The sequence below is a fragment of the uncultured Dokdonia sp. genome, from assembly GCF_947492815.1.
Lineage (GTDB): Bacteria > Bacteroidota > Bacteroidia > Flavobacteriales > Flavobacteriaceae > Dokdonia.
The window spans coordinates 156367-177628 of the sequence record NZ_CANLOB010000003.1 but is presented as its reverse complement, the minus strand read 5'-3'; the positions used below and the strand labels follow the sequence as shown (position 1 = coordinate 177628).

Genomic DNA, 21262 nt, shown 5'->3' with positions numbered 1-21262 from the left:
TTTCTTTAGTTAACCTTTGTATACGCTATAAGTTCTTTATCATGTTGATCAAACAAAATCAAATCACCTGTTTCTTCTAACTGATAATACCAATCAAAAGGTTCGTTTTCAATTTTATAAATAATAGCTGTATCTGTTGTTTTAGAAACAACTAATTTTTGAATCCTTCCTTTTGATTTTTTATAAATAGCATCATCAGACATTTGAACAAACTCAAACACCTCTTTACTTTTTTCGTTCTTAGTTGCTTCTATATGCCAAACACCTATGCTTTTAGTTTCCGTAAGCGATTGCAACCTTTTCTCTTTCTTAAATGCTAATTCCAATTGAGAAAGAACAAATCCTCCCGACGACTTATTGAGCTTACGTACTAAATCTGAATATCTTTCATCTTGATCAAATAATGAATACCCATAAAAAGTCATTGATATTGCTTCTAAAGGGTATGAAGGGTATCCAATCTGATCAATAGCACCTCCTTTTTCTGCACATTTTACAATAACAGGCCAGTAAGCAATTGCTGCATCTTTATTGAAGTTGTGACTCAGAGCTACTACCGGAACAGGGCCTTTTTGATGAAAAGATTCTTTTTCTGGTACTTCAAAAAGTAACGCCACACGAATCATATTACTTATAGAAATAGAATCATACACTGCCGTAGTATGTTCTTTACCAACTAAAATCTCTTGATCTATACGTTCTAATTCTTTCCAATAAGCATCTATTTCTTCCTGAGTTCTTAAACTCGAGATTTCTTTACCATAGGTATCAGCTAGGCTTGATGTACAACTCGTAAAAACGACACATCCAATGAATACTAGTATGTTTTTTAATAACCTCACTCTAATGAATACTTTCTAATAATTTTTCAACTTCATTAACAATAGCTGTAGTTGCTTCTGGTAATGCTAATGTTTTAATAGCAACTCCTAACGCTTCTCTTCTAGTTGCGTCTTGAATCAAATTTTTTAATTCATTTTGAAACTTTGATGCCACTTCTGTTTGACGTAATAACACTGCTGCATTTTTTGCAGTAATAGCCAATGCATTTTTAGTTTGATGATCTTCGGCTACATTAGGTGAAGGAATAAACACAGTGGCTTTTCCTACAATACATAGCTCTGAAACCGAACTTGCGCCTGCTCTAGATATAATAATATCTGCAGCTGCATATGCCATATCCATTTGATCTATATATGCCATTACTTTGACATCCTCAGAAGCAAGGTGTTTGTATTGCTCGTAATATAACTTTCCAGTTTGCCAAAGTAATTGCACTCCATGTTCAGCAAAGAATTCAAGCTGCTTACTCACTAACTCATTAATTGCTCTAGCACCAAGACTACCACCTATCACCAATATGGTTTTCTTAGTAACTGACAATGTATATTTCGATATTGCATCTGTACGTTTATTTTCGATTGTCAGTAGATCATCACGTACAGGGTTTCCTGTTTTTATAATTTTATCTTTTGGAAAAAAGCGATGCATCTCATCATAGGCAACGCATATTTTCTGAACATTCTTTGAAAGCAATTTATTTGTTATTCCTGCATATGAATTTTGTTCTTGAATAAGTGCTGGAATCTTTTTACGAGTAGCTTGTTTAAGTAATGGTCCGCTTGCAAATCCACCTGTTCCTATGACTACATCTGGCTGAAAACGCTTAAGAATCCTACTAGACTTCCATAAACTACTGATGAGTTTGAAAGGGAATTTCAGATTTTCTATAGATAACTTACGTTGTATTCCAGAAATCCAAAGACCTTCGATTTTATAACCAGCTTGAGGCACTTTCTCCATCTCCATACGATCTTTTGCTCCCACAAAAAGAAACTCCGTATCTGGATATCGCTTTTCGATTTCGCGCGCAATAGCTATAGCAGGGTAAATATGCCCTCCTGTACCACCTCCTGATAATATGACTTTATATGGTTTCACTTAATACGTCTAATGGATTTAATTCTTTTTCTTCAGTAGTTTCGTTTTTTAGTTCTTTTGGATCACGTTTTGCACTTACACTTAATACAATACCTATTGCCAAACAGGTCATCCATATGGATGTTCCTCCACTACTCACTAAAGGAAGTGTTTGTCCCGTCACCGGAAATAACTCTACGGCTACTGCCATATTAATCAATGCTTGAAATATAATAGGCATTCCGACACCTATTACAAGTAACTTTGCAAATATGGTTTCAGCTTTGTGCGCAATAACTGTTATTCTAAACAATAACAACATGTACAATAACATCAAAAACAATGCACCTAGAAGCCCAAACTCTTCAACAATAATGGCATAAATAAAGTCTGAAGATGATTGAGGTAAAAAGTTTTTTTGAACACTTTTGCCTGGCCCAAGACCAAAAGGCCCTCCAGAAGCAATAGCAATTTTTGCTTTTTCTATTTGATAATCAGCATCTGCATCTACTTCATCACTTGCGAAATTCGATATCCTATTTTCCCAAGTAGCAACTTTACTTGATAATGATGTTCCTGGAAATGCTTTTACCACAAGAATAAATAGAAGTAATGCAGCAACTCCCATTCCTATAACACTTAGTAAATATTTAATAGGATACCCTCCTAAAAACATTAACATTAAAATCATAGAAAACATAATAGCAGTAGTAGAAAAGTTAGCTGGCAGAATCAATGCTAATACAACACCTACAGGCAACCACAATGGCACTAACGTTTCTTTAAAAGTCACTGATTTATCTTTTATTCTTGAGAGATATCTTGCCACATACACCATGAGTACTACAGCTGCGAGTGTTGAGGTTTGAAAACCAACTCCCATAAACGGGATTTTAATCCAACGCGCTGCATAAGCTCCTGAAACTGTTGTCCCTTGAGCAATTGTAACTAGAAGTAATAAAATAACTAATGGTAAAAAGATAACAGATAACCCTTTAAAATAATGGTATGGTATTTTATGTACTCCGTACAGCATTGCAAAACCTAAGACAAGGTGCATTCCGTGCTTGATAAGGAAACGCAACGTATTTCCATCACCTCGTATATAAGCAAGATTACTTGCTGCACTATAAACGGGTAGAAAAGAAAATAATGCAAGTAAAGCAACAATAGCCCATATGGCCTTGTCTCCTTTTAATCCTGCGAATATTTTTTTTGCGTTAGACATCTTCTATTTTATTTATTTCCGTGAAGACGGAAATCTCATTCATTATACATCTCCTCGAACCTGCCTGCTAGCAGGCAGAGGTGGAAATCTCATTATTAATAACTTAATTCGGGACTTCGATACTATTTTCATAAAAGTGAAAATCACTCAGTCTCCTTTCATTTTATTTTTCACTCACAATAGAGTAACACTCTAAAATAGAGCAATACTCTATTTTTAAAATCTCTTTTATATATTCTATTCTCTCTTTTCTCTTTTTCTCTTTTTCTCTTTTTCTCTTTTTCTCTTTTTCTCTTTTTCTCTACACTTAAAAATACTTCGAAAAGCTCAGTATGACAATCGTTTGCTTTCGCGAAAGCGGAAATAAAATTTTTACAGATTACGGACAGCATTTTTAAATTGACGTCCTCTATCTTCATAATTATCAAATAAATCAAAACTTGCACATGCAGGTGACAACAACACATTATCTCCTTTTTCTGTAACCTTATAAGCAATCTTAACAGCCTCTGTCATCGATTGTGTTTCTATAATAATATCAACCATATTCCCAAAGTGACTCATCAACTTTGCATTGTCAACTCCCAAACAGATAATAGCTTTTACCTTTTCATTGATAAGTGGATATAGATCACGATAATCATTCCCTTTATCGACACCACCAACGATCCAAACAGTGGGTGCAGACATGCTATCTAAAGCATAAAATGTTGCATTTACATTGGTTGCTTTACTATCATTGATATACTGCACATTTCCTATTTTAAGGACCTGTTCTAAACGATGTTCAACACCTTGAAAGCCTTCTAAACTTTCTCGTATTGTTGTTTTTCGTATACTTAAAAGGTTAGCTACAGTGGCTGCAGCCATTGCATTTTTTGTGTTGTGTTTTCCTTTTAATGCTAAATCTCGGGTTGTCATACTAAAGTGGTTGTTATCTGTATTTATATGTATTTTGTTATCTTCTATATAGGCTCCATATTCAAGCTTTTGTTGCATCGAAAATGGAACGAGTGTTGATCTGACTGGATGTTTTTTCAACCAATCCGTAATTACAGGATCATCTGCATCATAAATGAGATAATCAGCTGCTGTTTGGTTCATCGCTATTCGGAATTTGGACGCGATATAGTTGTCAAATTCGTACTCATATCGATCTAAATGATCGGGAGTTATATTTGTTATGATTGCTATATGAGGTGCAAAATCTACTACTCCATCTAGCTGAAAACTGCTTATCTCCAGCACATACGTATCAATAGATTGCTGCGCTACCATCTTTGCAAAGCTGTCTCCTATATTACCAGCAATACCTACGTTATACTTTGCTTGCTGTAAGAGATAACCTAGCAATGATGTGGTCGTTGTTTTACCATTACTTCCTGTGATCCCAATAAGCATTGCATCCGTATATCTTGCTGCAAATTCTATTTCGGAAATCACGGAAATACCATGTTCCAAAATAGTTTTTACTATGGGTGCTGTATCTGGTATTCCAGGACTTTTCATCACAACCATTGCCTCTACTATCATTGCTTCCGTATGACCGCCTTCTTCCCAAACGATGTCAAAATCTGTCAGAACTTTTTTATAGGTTTCTTTTATTTTACCGAAGTCAGAAACCAAGACTTCGTATCCTTGTTGTTTTGCAAGTATCGCTGTGCCTACTCCACTTTCTCCTCCTCCAAGTATGACTAATTTCTTTTTCATTTTTGCGAAGGCGGAAATCTCACGCTCTTTCTTTACTTTATTAAACTCTACTCTTTATTATCTTTTTTACACGCTTAGCGTTTCACTCCCCTTTACGGTTGTGAACCTGTCTACCGGCAGGCAGGTCTCACAAATTCGATTTCGCGAAAGCGTATACCCCATTTATCTAATTTTTAATGTCACTATGGTTAGAATAGCTAGTAAAATACCAACGATCCAAAATCGAGCAACAATCTTACTTTCGTGAATTCCTTTTTTCTGATAATGGTGATGTAATGGCGACATTAAAAAAATGCGTTTTCCTTCTCCATGTTTCCTTTTTGTATACTTGAAATATCCCACTTGCATAACCACTGATAGATTTTCCATTAAGAAAATCCCTCCTAAAATTGGGATAAGCCACTCTTTACGTGTTGCTATAGCTAATACCGCGATAATTCCCCCTATAGTAAGACTTCCTGTATCTCCCATAAATACTTGTGCTGGGTAGGCATTGTACCACAAGAATCCTATGAGTGCTCCCACAAAAGCGGTAATAAAGACAACCATTTCTCCACTTCGAGGAATGTTCATCACATTGAGATAATCACTAAAAACAATATTCCCCGAAACAAATGCAAAGAGCCCTAACGTTAATACTGCAATAGCACTTGTGCCAGCTGCGAGACCATCAATCCCATCTGTTAAATTCACACCATTAGATACTGCTGTGATGATAAAAATCACGATAGGAATAAAAATAATCCAGGCATATTTTGCCCAATCGGGATTGATCCAAGTAACCAATTTTGCATAATCCAATTCATTATTCTTTACAAAAGGAATCGTTGTTTTCAAACTCTTCTCTTCTTCTGTAAATTTTGGATTATCTTGATTTGCTTGAACATCTACCTGAACAGTTACAGGCACATCCAATCGTTCTTCTTTAATAGTCACATCTGAATGAAAGAACATGGTGGTTCCGACAATAATTCCTAAGCCTACCTGACCAATTACTTTATACCTGCCTGCGAGACCGTCTTTATTTTTCTCCATCTTCTTCTTATAATCGTCTAAAAATCCGATGACTCCCATCCAAAGTGTAGTCACAATTAAAAGAATGATATAGATATTATCTAGTCTTGCAAACAAGAATACTGGTACTAACGTCGCTAGAATAATAATAAGTCCTCCCATGGTTGGAGTCCCTGCTTTTTCAGACTGTCCTTCAAGTCCTAAATCACGAATGGTTTCTCCCATTTGCTTACGCTGTAGAAAACGAATAATACGTTTTCCATAAATTGTAGAAATTGCTAATGACAATAAAATAGCCATTGCCGCTCTAAACGTACTGAACTGAAACAATCCTGCACCAGGCAAGTTATAAGCTTCATCTAGGTATTTAAATAAGTAATACAACATTATTTGTCTAGTTGTTTAAGTGTTTCTTCTACAATCTTATAATCATCAAAATCAAAGCGTTCTCCCTTAATTTCTTGATACGTCTCATGTCCTTTACCTGCAATCAAGATGATGTCATTAGGGTTTGCTAATTGACATGCTGTTTTAATCGCTTGTTTTCTATCTGAAATGGATAGTACTTTTTTAAAATTTTGAGGTTCGACCCCAGCTTCAATTTGTTCTATAATGACGTTAGGATCTTCACTACGAGGGTTGTCACTTGTAAAAATAGTTTTGGTACTTAAAGCAGATGCGATATGTCCCATTTTAGGTCTCTTTGTAGTATCTCTATCTCCTCCTGCGCCTACAACAGTAATTAATTGTTCGTTTTTGGTTCTGATATCATTTATAGTTTCTAATACATTTTTTAAAGCATCAGGAGTATGCGCATAATCTACAATAGCAGTGACCTTACCATCAGAAATCAAGTATTGAAAGCGTCCGCTTACACTTTCTAATTGACTTAGTAATTGTAATGTTTCCATTTGCTCCAAACCAAGTAATTCTGCAGTGGCATATATCGCTAACAAATTATAGGCATTAAAAGAACCTATTAAACGCACCCAAACTTCTTGGTCATTTATTTTAAGTAACAATCCTGAAAACTGATTTTCAAGAATCTGTGCTTTAAAATCTGCTACTGTTTTTAAGGCATATGTAACCTTCTTTGCTTTTGTATTTTGGAACATTATTGCCCCATTCTTATCATCTATATTTACCAATGCAAAAGCATCTTTAGGTAACTCATCAAAGAACTTCTTTTTTACATCTCTATACTCAGCAAAGGTGTTATGATAGTCTAAATGATCATGACTTAGATTTGTAAATATTCCTCCTGCAAATTTTAATCCTTCCGTACGTTTTTGATGAATTCCATGAGAGCTTACTTCCATAAAGCAATATTCTACACCAGCAGCATTCATTTCTGTCAAATATTTATTGATCGTTAATGAATCTGGGGTGGTATGTGTTGCTTTAAAATCTTTACCTGCTACAACTATTTTTACAGTAGAAAGCAAGCCAACAGTATAGCCTGCTTTTTCAAAAAGTTGATGTAACAGAGACGCAATAGTAGTTTTACCATTGGTTCCTGTAACACCTATCAGTTTTAAATTATGAGATGGGTTTTCGTAATAGTTTGCAGACATTACCGCTAAGGCAGAAGCACTATCTACCACCTTAATATAAGTAACACCATGTATGATTTGCTCAGGTAATTTTTCACAAACAACAGCGATTGCGCCTTTTTCTACAGCTTTTGTGATATACTCATGACCATCACTTTGCGTTCCTCTAATAGCCACAAAAACATCGTTTAATGCTACAAGTCGCGAATCAAAATGCAGGTCTGTTATAGCCACATTTGTATTCCCAACAACACTGTCTAAGGGTACTTTATATAATATATCTTTGAGTACAATCACAATAACTCTAGTGTAATAGTTTGATTTTTAGTTAATTTTTCTCCTGGATTTACAGATTGCGCTTTTACGTTTCCGCTTCCGCGAAAGCGCACTTGCATACCTAAATTTTCTAAGAGTGCTACAGCATCCATACCGCTCATTCCTTTTACATTTGGAATTGTTTTATAGGCTTTATTTACGTTACCATAATATCCTTCGTAATCTTTTTCAATAGTTTTAGCATTCTCTTTTAAAAGATCTACTTCATCTATAAGTGGCGTGTCTGTATATATTTTTTGTGCAATTTTTTTAAATACAGGAGCTGCTACTATATTTCCATAATACCCTATAGATTTTTCTGGCTTATGAATCACGACTATACAAGAATACTTCGGATTGTCTGCAGGGAAATAGCCTGCAAATGAAGAAATGTATCTATTAGGTTCTATCCAGTATTCTGTTTGACAGGTCCCTGTTTTTCCAGCCATAGAAAAGTCTGGGCTATATATATTTCTTGCTGTACCTCTTCGCACAGTATTCTCCATCATTTGCTTTACTGCATTAATTGTTTCTTGTGATGCGATACGAGGATTCAACACTTCTTTTTCAAAAGTCTCAACCGTTACATCCCACTCTTTTACTTGTTTAATGAATCGAGGTTTTACCATCTCACCATCATTGGCTATTGCATTATAGAATGTGAGCGTTTGCAGAGGTGTAAGTTCAACACCATAACCAAATGCCATCCATGGTAACGTAGTACCATACCAGTTTTTATCTCCAGGATACGGAAACTTAGGAGATCCTTCACCTTTAATTTCAAGGCCTAATTTCTCATTAAGCCCCATATTAAATAGTCTGTTTACAAAACGCTTAGGATTCTTTGCATAAGGTTCATTAATCATTTTCGCGAAAGCGGTATTACTACTCAACTCAAATGCTTTAGCAGCACTTATTTTGCCATAACCACCTCTTTTAGAGTCAATGGCTGTACGGTCATAAAATTTCACACGTCCATTTTCCGTATCAATCACCTGACTCGTATCAACAACTTTATCTTCTAAAGCCGCTACCATTGCCATTAACTTAAATGTACTTCCTGGTTCATGAGATTCATACACAGCATAATTTCGATCTTCATAGTAGTTGCCTTCTGAAGTACGACCTAGATTAGAAATAGCTTTAATTTCCCCAGTAGCCGTTTCCATCACAACGACACAACCATGCTCTGCTTTAAACTTTTCTACACTTGTCAACAAAGCATTGTGCGCGATATCTTGAATATTTACATCTATCGTTGATATGACATCATAACCATCGCGTGGTTCTACAATATTACCTACACCTATAGGTTTCCACTCTCCTTTGGCAATTTTCTGTTTGAGACGGCGTCCTTCTTTTCCTCTTAAATAGTGACCATAGGCACCTTCAAGACCTACTCGTGTATAATACCCATTTTCATCTTTACGTTCATAGCCAACGGTACGTTCTGCTATTTTTCCTAGAGGATGTTCTCTCTCGGTATGTTCTTCGATAATAATCCCTCCTTTAAACTGTCCTTTATTAAAGAGTGGTAAGGATTTTATTTTTATATACTCACTATAGCTGAGGTTTCGAGCAACAAAAAGGTATCTGTTTTTAGTAGCGCGTGCTTTACGAAAACGCTCTTGATAATAGGAAGCTGGTCTTCCTAAAAGATCCGACAGCCCCTTACTAAGTGGCACTACATTCTCATTAAAATTATCTTCAGAAGGAGAAACTGCATCCCAACGCACATCATACTTAATTACAGAGGTTGCTAACAAACTTCCATCTCCTGCATATAAGTTTCCACGTGTGGCTGGAATGGTCACCATTTTTTCAGTAGCGGTGATTGCCATCTCTTTATATTTGGCTCCTTGAAAAAATTGAATACTGATTAATTTATACGTCACGAGAAGGGCGAAGATGAACATACATCCTGCCACAAAATACAATCGGTTTAATATGTTCTTCTCGTTGGTTGCCATGCTAAGAACTACTCTTGTCTTGTTTTAACTTTTATTTTCTGAGGTGGCGCGGTGGATGGTAGAATACCTCTTGATTCCATCTTACGAGCCACATTACTTTCTATTTTTAACTTCCAAAGCTTAAGGCGTGCATCTACAGATTCACTTCGCAACTCTTGAACCTTTTCTTTGAGCCTTGCTATCTCATGTACTTTCTCATCTGCACGATGCGAACTAGCAATCATAATTAATGCGAGTATTGATAAAAAAATAATCATACGCCAATTCTTAAAAGCTTCCTCATCTACAAGAAACTTCCCTTTAAGTATGTTATTAATTCGATCTTTCATCTTATACGCGTTCTGCTATACGCAGCTTAGCACTTCGTGCTCTATTGTTTTGTTTTATCTCTTTATGATCTGGGACAATCAATTTTCCTACTTTTTTAAATGGCACTTCAAAATTGCCGTACATATCTTTTTCCGGTTCTCCTTCAAACAAACCGTTTCGCATATATCGTTTTACAAGCCTATCTTCCAATGAGTGATAGGATATTAAACTCAAACGACCACCTACATCTAACAACTGCTCGGTTTGCAACAAAAATTCTTTTAGCACCTCGATTTCCTGATTTACTTCTATTCGTATGGCTTGATAAATCTGCGCCAGAATTTTATGCTCTCTATGTTTCGGTAAAAACGAACGCAACACCTCTTTAAGTTGTTCACTCGTTTTAATAGGAGTTTCTTTTCTACTTCCTACAATGGTTCTTGCCAACTTAGGTGCATTACGCAATTCTCCATATTGCCAAAAAACTTGTCGTAGTGCTTCTTCTTCATATTCGTTAACTACATGATATGCCGAAAGCGAGTCGTTTTGATTCATACGCATATCGAGATCACTCTCAAATCGTGTAGAAAAACCTCTTTCTGCCACATCAAACTGATGAGAAGAAACGCCAAAATCTCCTAGAATTCCATCTACTTTTCGCACACCATGAAAACGCAAAAAACGCTTGACATACCTAAAGTTTTCCGGAACAAGTGTAAACCTGTCATCATCAATACTATTTTGCTGAGCATCTTGGTCTTGATCAAAAGCATATAGCTTTCCTCCATCACCAAGTCTTTTCATAATTTCCCTAGAATGCCCTCCTCCTCCAAAAGTCACATCTACATAAACACCATTAGGTTTTATATCAAGACCATCTACGGTCTCATGAAGCAATACTGGGTTATGATATTCCATCTGGTTCTTCATTTTGATCTCCCATTACTTCTTCGGCTAAATCTGCAAAATCAAGTGCTGCTTCATCGATAGCCTTTTCATACAAGTCTTTATCCCATATTTCCAACACATTGATTGCTGCATTCACTACAATTTCTTTTTTGGTTTGCGCAAACGCATGTAAATCTTTAGAAATAAGAATACGACCTGAACCATCCATCTCAACAAGTTTCACACCTGCATTAAAACGACGAATGAATTCGTCATTCTTTTTATTGAATCGATTCAACTTATTTACTTTCTGAGATAATGCATTCCATTCTGCCATAGGGTATAACTCCAAGCATTTTTGAAACACCGCACGCTTAAGCACAAAGCCATCCTGAAGCACTGAAGCCAACTGCTTTTTAAACGCTTGAGGCAACATCAGTCTGCCTTTTGCATCTATTTTACACTCATATGTCCCAATAAGATTAAGCACTACTTTTTCTAGAAAATTAGATTTATTGATCAAATATATAAGAAAAAACTGCACATTTTACCACTTTATTGCACTTTGTTGATAAGTTTTACCACTACAGCCACTTTACAAACAAACTGTTTACAACTATTTTAATCTGACTTGGTACGCTTTCGCGAAAGCGCATACAGAAAAAATTAACGTTTATAGCGTGATAGTTTTACTAAAAAATCACGACAACTTTATACTTTCAAAGCATTTACAAAATAAAGATTGCAATACGAGGGAAATACCTATATTTGCCATTGAGCTTAGGCTTAACCACAACTATGAAGCACGAACTAAAAACCGAAGGCAAATTCACTTATTTAGAAGAAGGTGAAGGTACTCCAATCATTATCCTACATGGATTAATGGGAGGATTGAGCAACTTTGATGCTGTTACTGATTTCTTCTCTAAAAATGGGTATAAAGTGGTGATTCCAGAATTACCTGTGTACTCCATGCCACTTATAAAAACGGGTGTAAAAAGCTTTGCTAAATACCTTAAAGAATTCATTGACCACAAAAATTATGATGAGGTTGTCTTATTAGGAAACTCTATGGGTGGTCATGTTGGATTATACCACACCAAAGTATATCCTGAAAAAGTAAAAGGCCTTGTTATTACAGGAAGCTCAGGCTTATACGAAAGCGCTATGGGAGAAAGTTATCCTAAACGTGGAGATTACGAATACATAAAGAAAAAAGCACAAGGTGTTTTCTACAATCCTGATATTGCAACCAAAGAGATTGTAGATGAGGTTTATGACACTGTAAATGACAGAAATAAATTATTAAAAACACTTGCGATTGCAAAAAGTGCGATACGACACAACATGGCGCAAGACCTTCCAGATATGCATACACCTACTTGTATCATTTGGGGAAAACAAGACAGTGTAACACCACCAGAGGTAGCTGAAGATTTCAATAAACTACTTCCAGATTCTGATTTATTTTGGATAGACAAATGTGGTCATGCAGCGATGATGGAACAACCAGATATTTTTAATGAAACATTATTAGACTGGTTAAAGAAACGCAGTTTCTAATATATTTTTACCATGCAAATCAAATCAGCAGAATTTGTAATAAGCAACTCTGATGCAGCGAAGTGCCCAAACACGATGATTCCTGAGTATGCTTTCATAGGAAGATCCAATGTTGGAAAGTCTTCCTTAATCAACATGCTTACAAGTCGAAAAAACCTTGCTAAAACTTCAGGAAAGCCAGGAAAGACACAACTTATCAATCATTTTTTGATTAATAAAAACTGGCACCTTGTTGACTTACCTGGTTATGGATATGCACGAGTTTCTAAAAAAGATAAAAAATATTTCCAGAAATTTATTACAGACTATTTTGAACAACGAAGACAATTAATTTCTGCCTTTGTTCTTGTAGATTGCCGCCACGAACCTCAACCTATTGATGTTGATTTCATGGAATATTTAGGAGAACGAGAAATTCCGTTTTCAATTATATTTACCAAAGCAGACAAACTCAAACCTAATGCATTAGAACGCAACATAGAGCACTACAAGAAGACCTTACTAGAAGGTGCTTGGTTTGAATTTCCTAATTACTTCATAAGTAGCTCATCAAAAAGTATAGGTCAAGAGGAGATCTTAAATTATATAGGAGACATAAATGCTAATCTAGAGCAGTAGTATCTAATCCAACTACAAAATTTCTAATCTTTTCAATTAGCACCTCTACGGAGTCTATCTCTTTAAAATCTTGCGCATGCATAAAAGGCTGTAATCCTTGTTCATCTGAAATTAAGATAATTGGAAAGGTATACTTAGGCAACCATTTTGATTTAAACAGCTTCAGAAACTCATCTTTATGATAAAACTCCATCTCGATGAGATTGGTATCTCTAAATTTCTTCCAGATTCGTTTTTCTGAGAAACTACCATGTGTCAAACTACATAAATCACATTCGTAAGTCGTAGGACTCACAACTTTATGCGCTATATCTAACCAATTATTTACAATGCCAGAGTTTGCGTTATACACAAAGATTAACTTTCTCATATTTTAAAATCAACATCTACCACAATCTTTGTCGCATATTGCTAATTAGTCTTTCTTAAGATTAAGGTGCTCTGCAAAATAATCGCAGAAATCTTTCATGGTATCACTCATCTTATCATTCCCTGTTGCTCTTCTAAAGGTATTGGTCATCCCAACAAGTGTTTGATGAAAAAAGACTTGCATTTCATCTACAGGCATATCTTTTGTCCATAAATCAATACTTACAGCTTCTTGATTTTCATGATCCCACAATGAGAGTAACATAGATTTTGCTGGTTCTTCCGCAACACCTCCATCTCTTGCTGTCCATGCCATTTTTTCTGGAACTCTATTTTCATCAAGTTCTATTGCTATTTTTATATCTGTCTTATGCTTAATTGCCATAATTAAGGTTTGTATTTTGCATTATTAAAAATTGTCTCTGCATCTTGCAGTAACATTGTTTTAAGAGCAACATCATTCCTATCCATATATGATGTTACAATTTTATATCCTATATATCTTCCCAGTCTCCCAGGAGTATCATTATCAAATTCTAAATAAAATTTTGAAAAAGGTGCTGGGTCTATAAATCTTGAAAGCAGCTTTCTATCAGTGCTATACAATAATTTATTAGAAACAAAATACTCCCACATATTTACTTCATTTGCTTCAGCAAATGCATATTCATCTGCCGTATATGACAACACCTCATAAATAGGTTTCTGACTTAATAAGGTTTCCATTAAGAACAGTAACTTCCCTTCATAGACGATTTGATCTAAAAATGTAGACGTTTGAGGTCTGGATACTTTTGCTTTCGCGAAAGCGTGCGCCACATCTACATCAATCTGTTCTTTTCTGAAGTTTTTTGATTTATAATTCTGAACACCTTCATAGAAATAGTGATCTTCCCCTAAGTAATTATCCAATCCTATAAGCAACAAATCATCCGTAAGTACTACTTTATTTCTCACTTCAGTAATAATACTTATAGCTTTAGGGACTGTTGTTTTAGGAAAATAATACAAGATATGCTTATACAAACGTTCTAAATCTTGTGACACCTGCTCTGTATCTTTAAAAGCAACATCTACTTCTCTTTCTAATTCTTCTTGTAACGTATCTGAAAGTTTTGCAATCCAAAAAGCATCATCATACTGCTTTGAAAACAAAAAAGGATATTCCGCTTTTAAGTTTGGCAAACCTTCTGGAGTGACATTTGCAAACAACCTATCAAAGCGATCTATAGTCATCTCTACTGCTACATTCTCTATTTCAGGATTTAAAGCCTTATCATTTTTACATGCCACAAAAGCAATTAAAATCAAAGCAACACCAAGTATTTTCTTCATGTGAATTTGTATCTTTAGACTTCTTAAACGCAAGAAAATAAAATTCATTTTTTACCTGTCATTTTAAAATGCAAAAATACGGGTTACAAACTTAAAGATATCTATATGCAAGCCTATAAAGTAGTAGATCACATTGTAAATTGGTTAAAAGAATACGCCACTAATGCTAAAATGAGTGGTTTTGTTGTAGGAATAAGTGGTGGAATAGACAGCGCACTCACTTCTACACTTTGTGCAAAAACAGGATTTCCAACACTATGTGTAGAAATGCCTATTCATCAAGCACAAAGTCAAGTTTCTAGAGGACGAGAACACATTGCACAACTCAAAGAACGCTTTCCAAATGTATCTAGTACAGAAGTGGATCTTACACCATTTTTTGAAACTTTTAAAACTTCGGTTCCAGACGCATCAGACAATGAAAATCTATTCTTGAGTCTTGCAAATGCTAGAGCGAGAATGCGTATGACAACTTTATATTATTTTGCAGGACTACATAAATATCTTGTTGCAGGAACAGGAAATAAAGTAGAAGATTTTGGTGTTGGCTTTTACACTAAATATGGAGATGGCGGAGTAGATTTGAGTCCTATTGCAGACTTAATGAAATCTGAAGTATATAAGCTCGCAGCAGCAGTGCAAGTACCTGACAGCATTCAACAAGCACAACCTACAGACGGATTATGGGGAGATGATCGCACAGACGAAGATCAAATAGGAGCCACTTACGACCAATTAGAATGGGCTATGCGACAAGACGAAATTGGGAAGGTAGATAGCGATTTTGAAGGTGAAGAAAAGCGCGTTTTTAATCTTTATAAAAGGCTAAATAATGCAAACCAACACAAAATGAATCCAATTCCAGTATGCGAAATACCCGTTCATCTATTTAAATAAACATTTTATCGATTTGTAATTAAAAATTGCAACTTCCGAGTCTTTTCTTTGTAAGTTTGAGAACCCTAAACAAGTTCCCCCCTTAAATGACTTGTTCTGTAACATATTGAAACACATATTACCATGGACAAAGTTCTAATTGCGGACCACCACCCTATTACTAGGAAAGGTATAACCTCAATTTTAAACACAGAAGGAAATTACGAAGTCATAAGTTCGATAAGTGATGGAAATGATTTATTAAAAGTACTTACAAAAACAGAAGTGGATATTCTAATACTTGAAATAGATATCCCTAATCTTAATAGCATTACAGCTATAAAAGCCATAAAGAGAGAGTTTCCTCATGTGAAAATTCTTGTCTTAAGCTGTCACCCTGAAGAAATGTATGCACTGAGTGCTATCAAATACGGGGCTGCTGGTTATGTTTCAAAAACAGCTTCCATTCAACGTGTATTAGATGCTGTAAACCAAATTCAAAGAGGAGGCATCTATCTCAATGAAGCATTAAGCAAACGACTTATCAGTGATGGTAACACAACACAAGGACTTGCTTATAAATACATGAAGCTATCTAGTAGAGAAATTGAAGTACTTAATCTGTTATCAAACGGAAAACGTAATAAAGAAATCGCTGCTAATTTAAATATCAACGAAAAAACTGTAAGTACATATAAAATGCGTTTGCTTAAAAAGCTAGAAGCTCAAAATGTAGCTGAATTAATTAAACATGCGCGTTTATTACAGAATACAACAAGTATTTAACCCATTTTGGCAGAGAATACTCTCCCAAGTTTTTCATGGATTAATTTTTTAAGGTTTATATAATCTCTAATATCACTTAACAACTCACTGTTGCTTTCTGAATTAGATACTTCTGTAGATAAATCATGTATTTTCTTTGCAATGAGGTAACCTCGCAAACTCAGCACAATTTCTGACACAAATTGCGCCACCGTCTTATCTCTAGTTTTCACATACACTTCTCTATCTACCCAGCGATGTAAATCATATTTTTCGTAACTAAGAATAATATTAGAAATTTCAGAAGCTTCTTCTGGCGCCAAATCATTGATAAAGGTTTCTATTTTAAAATTATCATCCTGATGTAATTTCTCTATGATTTTGGCATACAGAGATCTAAATAATTCATTCGTAAATGCCACCTCATCGTCTTGTAAATCAAGGTATATTTTTTCAAAAACTCTCGCTTTACTCACAACAGGCTCTAACTCTAGATTTCCATCTTCTGTTTCTTTTAATACCAAATCTTCAAAGTCTTCTTCTTCTTGACCATACACCAGCAAAGCCTCAATAAGTTTTCGTTCTAATTCATAAAGAACATCTACTTTTTCTATTTGATTAGGCATCTGATCAGGCACTTTAGAAAGAGGCTCTGAAGCAGCAGCTGCTTTTTCTTTCTTTACAGTTTCCTTTTTATTTTTTTTGAAAATTTGCGCAAGAGTATCATACAACACAGATTCAGAAACCTCCATAATACGCGAACATTCCTGCACATAGATTTCTCGCTTTATAGTGTCTGGTATTTTAGAAATACTCTCAACCATATCTCTAACAGTACTTGCTTTTTTGATAGGATCGCCCGCAGCTTCTTCTACTAAGAGATTTGCCTTGTACTGAATAAAGTCTTTTGCATGTTCATTGAAATAAGTAAGAATTTGTTCTTTGGTATGCTTTCGCGAAAAGCTATCAGGATCTTCTCCTTCTGGAAAGGAACACACTTTTACATTCATACCTTGTTCAAGGATCAAATCGATTCCTCGTATGGCGGCACGCTGTCCTGCAGCATCACCATCAAATAGCACTGTAATATTTTTTGTAAGCCTATTAATTAAACGGATTTGTTCTGGAGTAAGCGCAGTACCGGAAGAAGACACTACATTTTCTATTCCCGATTGATGCATCTGAATCACATCTGTATACCCTTCTACTAAATAACAATTATCTTCTTTGGCGATAGATTGCTTAGCATAATAGATACCATACAATACTTTACTCTTATGATAAATATCACTCTCTGGAGAGTTGAGGTATTTTGCTGCTTTTTTATCACTTGTCAAGATACGCCCTCCAAATCCCAACACCCGACCACTCATAGAGTGAATAGGAAACATCACTCGGCCTTTAAAACGGTCAAATTGCTTTTCTTCTTTTACAATAGTAAGTCCTGATTTTTCCAGAAACTCCAATTTATAGCCTTTTCGCAAGGCTTCACTTGTAAAAGCATCCCATTGATCTGGATTATACCCTAGCTGAAATTTTTTGATTGTATCTGGAGTAAATCCTCGTTCTTTAAAATAGGTCCCTCCAATTGCTTTTCCTTGTTCAGAATTAAGAAGTGTAGCATGATAGTAATCACGTGCATATTCACTTACCACATATAGATTTTCTCTAAGACTTGCCTGCTCTTTTTGCTCATCGGTTTGTTCTGTCTCGTCTACTTCTATATTATACTTTTTGGCAAGATACTTAATCGCTTCTGGGTATGTAAAATGCTCATGCTCCATTAAGAATGCTACTGAGTTTCCACCTTTCCCACTAGAAAAATCTTTCCAAATCTGCTTTACTGGCGATACCATAAAACTGGGGGTTCGCTCATCAGAAAAAGGACTTAATCCCTTAAAGTTACTTCCTGATTTTTTAAGCACTACAAAATCCCCTATGACTTCCTCTACGCGAGCAGTTTCAAATACTTTATCTATGGTTTCTTTTGAGATCAATTTAAAAAAGGGTTAGTCTGTAAAAATAGGAAAAAGCTAGATGATACATTAAAAAATCTGTAAGTAAAGAAGATTCTGCTTTCGCGAAAGCGTAATACTTTTACCTCACTTCAAAACATAATCAAATTTTAAAATACAATTTTGTAGCAGACGAGCAATTCTTTATCATTACCATAGCACTATCTATAGTATCTATTTTTGTTCTAAAAGACAGTATCGCCATTCGAATTACAAACCTACCATCTATTCTTGTAGAACTCAAAAAAACACTTCCATCTTGATGCATTAATTCCATTAATTTTTCATTGAACTTATTTTCTTCTACCTGAGTTACAGGATACCAAAAATAACTCACTGACAAATCAGGTTCTGGTCCCAATCTAAATCCTATGGCCTCTAGCTTATTTCTAAAATAGGTTGTTAATAACAGTTTCTCTTCTAAGCAAGCCACAAAAGGTTTCAACCCATGAAGTTGTAGAGGCAACCATAGGCGTAGTCCTCTAAAATGTTTTGTCAACTCTGGCGACACATCTGCTGGATTAATTTGCATATCTACAAGCGCATCTTGCATATAATTTGCCGTGTAATGATGAGAATGAAAAACAGCTTCTTTATCCTTTACCAAAACAGCACCTAGCCCATAAGGAATGAATAAACTTTTATGCGGATCTATCACAAGAGAGTCTGCCATTTCAATTCCTTTAAACAGCGTTTTCTTTTCCTCAGCGAGGATAAAAAAACCTCCATACGCACCATCTACATGGTACCACAATTTATGACGTTTTGCAATGACTCCTATTTCATGCAAAGGGTCTATAGCACCTGTATCTGTTGTTCCTGCAGATGCGATCACCATAAATGGCTGTAAGCCATCACGAAGATCTTGTTTGATAGTTTCTTCTAATTGTACAGGATCAATTTTTGACAGCGCATCTAGTGCTAACAAGCGAACTTGAACATCTTCCAGTCCAATAATCCGAATTGCTTTATGAATACAATGATGTACCTGAGGACTCATATAGATAACACTTTTTGTCACCTTTTCATTCTTAATTTGATGCTTATCTCTAGCAGCTGTAAGTGCCACCAAGTTTGCGATAGATCCGCCTGAAGTTAAATTACCAACGGCATCTTTCGGAAAACCAAATACTCCTTTCATCCAATCGAGTAATTCATTTTCTATCGTAACAGCTCCTGGAGAACCAAAATACATGCCCGCATATTCATTTGTAAAAGCCGCCAAAAAATCTGCGAGTGCCGCTGTATAAATACCTCCTCCAGGGATATATCCTAGATGACCACCAGAAGCTGGTTTAATACCTTGATCTGCCACCTCACTACCATACACTTCTAATAATGTAGCTAATGACAATTTTTCAGAACCCATTTTTAATTTACGACTATCTACATTTGCTTCACTAAAAGCTGGTTTTGTTTTTAAGGTTTCAATAAACCTATTTGCATAAGACTGCACTTCCTGATTAAGTAGATCTCTTTCTTTTTCTGTGGGTTCTAGCTCTTTTGATATTTTTTCTAAGGCTATGATCCTATCAACTAATTTCTTCATAAGTTTTGGTTATCACTCAAAGATACTTGATATCAAATGATTGAGCGTTATATAATTTTCCCTATCAAAAAATAAACGACTACATCTTATGAATTAAAAAATTCCGCTTTCGCGAAAGCGGAACACTTTCACAAAAACGGAATTTATCGAAACAAAGCAGCTTCTTTGTGCTTAATCTAAATCAAATCGAAGTCCTAAAGATATATTACGTTCGTCTACTGGGTTATCTTTGAAGATAGGATTCAAGTCATACTTAACATATATCCCTACATTGTCATATCCTACATAACCGCTTAATCCGTATACAAAATCACTTGTATTTAATCCTCCTCGGTTTTTTTGTTTTACTCGATCTCCTTGATCATTATCAAACTTCAATTTCTGAATCGTTCCAATATTAAATCCTGCATATCCTCCAACTCCGATTTTAAATTTATCGTGTGTTGTAAACCCTGTATTATCATCTTCTCCTATCCTTTTTGCAGGACCAAATTCAAAATGAAAAGGAAACACAAGATTATCCATTCTCAACTTGCTTTTATCTAAATTTCTATCAAACTCTTGAAGCACTACTTGATCTCCTACTCTTACAAATGTTTGATCATTTTCAGGCTTCAACCCATTAAATTGAAATGAAAAACCATACTTCACACGTAGCCATCCACTATTTTCAAACACACGGGTTGTCCATGCCCAACCTAACTCTGCAAAACGACTTCCCCCTATTCTATATGGAGAATCATCCAGTGACCTTCCATCTGCAAGAGCATTGTTTAATCCCCAAGCAAACACAAAATCTGAGCGTGTACGTCTATATCTTTCTGGTTTCTTATTTTTTCTTCTATTAATGACCTTTTTCAAATAATCATTATCCCAAACAACATTACTACTCCACACCCCATTACGTTCTAAAAGAGCAATTTGATTATCTAAAATTGCAATTCTATTTTCAATATTCGAAGCACGTTTTTCTGCAGCTTCTTTCTTTAACTTTTCCGCCTCTTCTTCTGTAATTTCATTTTTCTCAAGACGATTCATAATCTTTTTTACTTCTCGTTTTAATGCTTTTTTCTCACTTTCGACAACCTCATCTTTCCGAGCTTTCAAAACTTCTATTTTTTCTTCTTGAGTTTCAAGTTCTGTTTTATTGGTCTCAATTTTTACTATTTGAGCTTGTACATTTTGGGCAAAAAATCCCATGGTCGTCGCTAAGACGAATACTATTATTCTTTTCATAATGGTAATGATTTGTGTTTTTAAAACTT

At 35.3% G+C, this 21262-nt stretch carries 20 protein-coding genes; 4 read left to right on the top strand and 16 right to left on the bottom strand.

Going from position 1 to position 21262, the window contains the following annotated elements:
• Positions 1-5: 5 nt before the first annotated feature.
• The 10 genes from Q1A01_RS05250 to mraZ all read right to left on the bottom strand — a co-directional run bounded on the left by Q1A01_RS05250 (position 6) and on the right by mraZ (position 11397).
• Positions 6-842, bottom strand: coding sequence for a hypothetical protein (locus Q1A01_RS05250; protein ID WP_299677064.1), 837 nt, complete (start codon positions 840-842; stop codon positions 6-8).
• Position 843: 1 nt separating this feature from the next.
• Entirely contained in the window at positions 844-1941 is a 1098-nt protein-coding gene (gene murG / locus Q1A01_RS05245; RefSeq protein WP_299677062.1) for an undecaprenyldiphospho-muramoylpentapeptide beta-N-acetylglucosaminyltransferase, read from the bottom strand.
• Positions 1928-3148, bottom strand: coding sequence for an FtsW/RodA/SpoVE family cell cycle protein (locus Q1A01_RS05240; protein WP_299677060.1), 1221 nt, complete (start codon positions 3146-3148; stop codon positions 1928-1930). The genes murG and Q1A01_RS05240 overlap by 14 nt, the downstream gene beginning before the upstream one ends.
• A gap of 372 nt (positions 3149-3520) precedes the next feature.
• On the bottom strand, positions 3521-4858 hold the full coding sequence (gene murD / locus Q1A01_RS05235) for a UDP-N-acetylmuramoyl-L-alanine--D-glutamate ligase (protein ID WP_299677057.1): 1338 nt from the start codon (positions 4856-4858) through the stop codon (positions 3521-3523).
• A 162-nt stretch (positions 4859-5020) separates the two neighbouring features.
• Entirely contained in the window at positions 5021-6259 is a 1239-nt protein-coding gene (gene mraY / locus Q1A01_RS05230) for a phospho-N-acetylmuramoyl-pentapeptide-transferase (RefSeq protein ID WP_299677055.1), read from the bottom strand.
• Positions 6259-7722, bottom strand: coding sequence for a UDP-N-acetylmuramoyl-L-alanyl-D-glutamate--2,6-diaminopimelate ligase (locus Q1A01_RS05225; protein WP_299677052.1), 1464 nt, complete (start codon positions 7720-7722; stop codon positions 6259-6261). The genes mraY and Q1A01_RS05225 overlap by 1 nt, the downstream gene beginning before the upstream one ends.
• Positions 7719-9710, bottom strand: a complete 1992-nt coding sequence (locus Q1A01_RS05220; RefSeq protein ID WP_299677049.1) for a penicillin-binding protein — start codon at positions 9708-9710, stop codon at positions 7719-7721. Before Q1A01_RS05220 ends, Q1A01_RS05225 begins: the two co-directional genes overlap by 4 nt.
• An 8-nt stretch (positions 9711-9718) precedes the next feature.
• A complete protein-coding gene (locus tag Q1A01_RS05215) occupies positions 9719-10039 on the bottom strand; it encodes an FtsL-like putative cell division protein (RefSeq protein ID WP_299677046.1) in 321 nt (106 codons plus the stop codon).
• 1 nt (position 10040) lies between these two features.
• A complete protein-coding gene (gene rsmH, locus Q1A01_RS05210) occupies positions 10041-10937 on the bottom strand; it encodes a 16S rRNA (cytosine(1402)-N(4))-methyltransferase RsmH (protein ID WP_299677042.1) in 897 nt (298 codons plus the stop codon).
• Entirely contained in the window at positions 10924-11397 is a 474-nt protein-coding gene (mraZ, locus tag Q1A01_RS05205; RefSeq protein ID WP_299677373.1) for a division/cell wall cluster transcriptional repressor MraZ, read from the bottom strand. Before mraZ ends, rsmH begins: the two co-directional genes overlap by 14 nt.
• A 308-nt stretch (positions 11398-11705) precedes the next feature.
• Between mraZ and Q1A01_RS05200 the strand changes: the two genes are divergently transcribed.
• A complete protein-coding gene (locus Q1A01_RS05200; RefSeq protein ID WP_299677038.1) occupies positions 11706-12470 on the top strand; it encodes an alpha/beta hydrolase in 765 nt (254 codons plus the stop codon).
• Positions 12471-12482: 12 nt separating this feature from the next.
• On the top strand, positions 12483-13088 hold the full coding sequence (gene yihA / locus Q1A01_RS05195) for a ribosome biogenesis GTP-binding protein YihA/YsxC (protein WP_299677035.1): 606 nt from the start codon (positions 12483-12485) through the stop codon (positions 13086-13088).
• Here the strand turns inward: yihA and Q1A01_RS05190 are convergent.
• From Q1A01_RS05190 to gldB, 3 genes are read right to left on the bottom strand one after another with little or no spacing between them, the layout of a single operon-like run.
• Positions 13072-13458, bottom strand: coding sequence for a GTPase (locus Q1A01_RS05190; protein WP_299677032.1), 387 nt, complete (start codon positions 13456-13458; stop codon positions 13072-13074). The two genes, yihA and Q1A01_RS05190, sit on opposite strands and share 17 nt — an antisense overlap.
• Before the next feature lie 45 nt (positions 13459-13503).
• Positions 13504-13842, bottom strand: a complete 339-nt coding sequence (gene gldC, locus Q1A01_RS05185; RefSeq protein ID WP_299677029.1) for a gliding motility protein GldC — start codon at positions 13840-13842, stop codon at positions 13504-13506.
• Between the two features lie 2 nt (positions 13843-13844).
• The gene (gldB, locus tag Q1A01_RS05180; protein WP_299677026.1) at positions 13845-14792 is read right to left on the bottom strand and encodes a gliding motility lipoprotein GldB; all 948 of its coding nucleotides are present in this window, start codon (positions 14790-14792) and stop codon (positions 13845-13847) included.
• A gap of 105 nt (positions 14793-14897) precedes the next feature.
• On the opposite strand from gldB, the gene nadE reads away from it, so the two are divergent.
• Both nadE and Q1A01_RS05170 read left to right on the top strand, forming a co-directional pair.
• Complete coding sequence (gene nadE / locus Q1A01_RS05175; RefSeq protein WP_299677023.1) at positions 14898-15689, top strand: NAD(+) synthase; 792 nt, start codon at positions 14898-14900, stop codon at positions 15687-15689.
• Positions 15690-15812: 123 nt separating this feature from the next.
• Positions 15813-16454 carry a response regulator transcription factor gene (locus Q1A01_RS05170; protein ID WP_299677020.1) on the top strand — a complete coding sequence of 214 codons (642 nt, stop codon included), beginning with the start codon at positions 15813-15815 and terminating at the stop codon, positions 16452-16454.
• Here the strand turns inward: Q1A01_RS05170 and dnaG are convergent.
• From dnaG to Q1A01_RS05155, 3 genes are all read right to left on the bottom strand, one after another.
• Positions 16451-18430 (bottom strand): DNA primase, encoded by a 1980-nt coding sequence (gene dnaG / locus Q1A01_RS05165; protein ID WP_299677017.1) that lies wholly within the window; start codon positions 18428-18430, stop codon positions 16451-16453. The genes Q1A01_RS05170 and dnaG overlap by 4 nt on opposite strands.
• A 121-nt stretch (positions 18431-18551) precedes the next feature.
• The gene (locus Q1A01_RS05160) at positions 18552-19997 is read right to left on the bottom strand and encodes an aminotransferase class V-fold PLP-dependent enzyme (RefSeq protein WP_299677015.1); all 1446 of its coding nucleotides are present in this window, start codon (positions 19995-19997) and stop codon (positions 18552-18554) included.
• Between the two features lie 171 nt (positions 19998-20168).
• Positions 20169-21233: a hypothetical protein gene (locus tag Q1A01_RS05155; RefSeq protein WP_299677012.1), complete on the bottom strand. Its 1065-nt coding sequence runs from the start codon at positions 21231-21233 to the stop codon at positions 20169-20171.
• Positions 21234-21262: the final 29 nt, after the last annotated feature.

Excerpts from the sequence above, each read along its gene's own strand:
- Q1A01_RS05240 (WP_299677060.1), bottom strand. The coding sequence starts at position 3,148 with ATGTCTAACGCAAAAAAAATATTCGCAGGATTAAAAGGAGACAAGGCC.
- murD (WP_299677057.1), bottom strand. The coding sequence starts at position 4,858 with ATGAAAAAGAAATTAGTCATACTTGGAGGAGGAGAAAGTGGAGTAGGC.
- mraY (WP_299677055.1), bottom strand. The coding sequence starts at position 6,259 with ATGTTGTATTACTTATTTAAATACCTAGATGAAGCTTATAACTTGCCT.
- Q1A01_RS05220 (WP_299677049.1), bottom strand. The coding sequence starts at position 9,710 with ATGGCAACCAACGAGAAGAACATATTAAACCGATTGTATTTTGTGGCA.
- Q1A01_RS05215 (WP_299677046.1), bottom strand. The coding sequence starts at position 10,039 with ATGAAAGATCGAATTAATAACATACTTAAAGGGAAGTTTCTTGTAGAT.
- rsmH (WP_299677042.1), bottom strand. The coding sequence starts at position 10,937 with ATGGAATATCATAACCCAGTATTGCTTCATGAGACCGTAGATGGTCTT.
- Q1A01_RS05200 (WP_299677038.1), top strand. The coding sequence starts at position 11,706 with ATGAAGCACGAACTAAAAACCGAAGGCAAATTCACTTATTTAGAAGAA.
- yihA (WP_299677035.1), top strand. The coding sequence starts at position 12,483 with ATGCAAATCAAATCAGCAGAATTTGTAATAAGCAACTCTGATGCAGCG.
- Q1A01_RS05190 (WP_299677032.1), bottom strand. The coding sequence starts at position 13,458 with ATGAGAAAGTTAATCTTTGTGTATAACGCAAACTCTGGCATTGTAAAT.
- gldC (WP_299677029.1), bottom strand. The coding sequence starts at position 13,842 with ATGGCAATTAAGCATAAGACAGATATAAAAATAGCAATAGAACTTGAT.
- gldB (WP_299677026.1), bottom strand. The coding sequence starts at position 14,792 with ATGAAGAAAATACTTGGTGTTGCTTTGATTTTAATTGCTTTTGTGGCA.
- nadE (WP_299677023.1), top strand. The coding sequence starts at position 14,898 with ATGCAAGCCTATAAAGTAGTAGATCACATTGTAAATTGGTTAAAAGAA.
- Q1A01_RS05170 (WP_299677020.1), top strand. The coding sequence starts at position 15,813 with ATGGACAAAGTTCTAATTGCGGACCACCACCCTATTACTAGGAAAGGT.
- Q1A01_RS05160 (WP_299677015.1), bottom strand. The coding sequence starts at position 19,997 with ATGAAGAAATTAGTTGATAGGATCATAGCCTTAGAAAAAATATCAAAA.
- Q1A01_RS05155 (WP_299677012.1), bottom strand. The coding sequence starts at position 21,233 with ATGAAAAGAATAATAGTATTCGTCTTAGCGACGACCATGGGATTTTTT.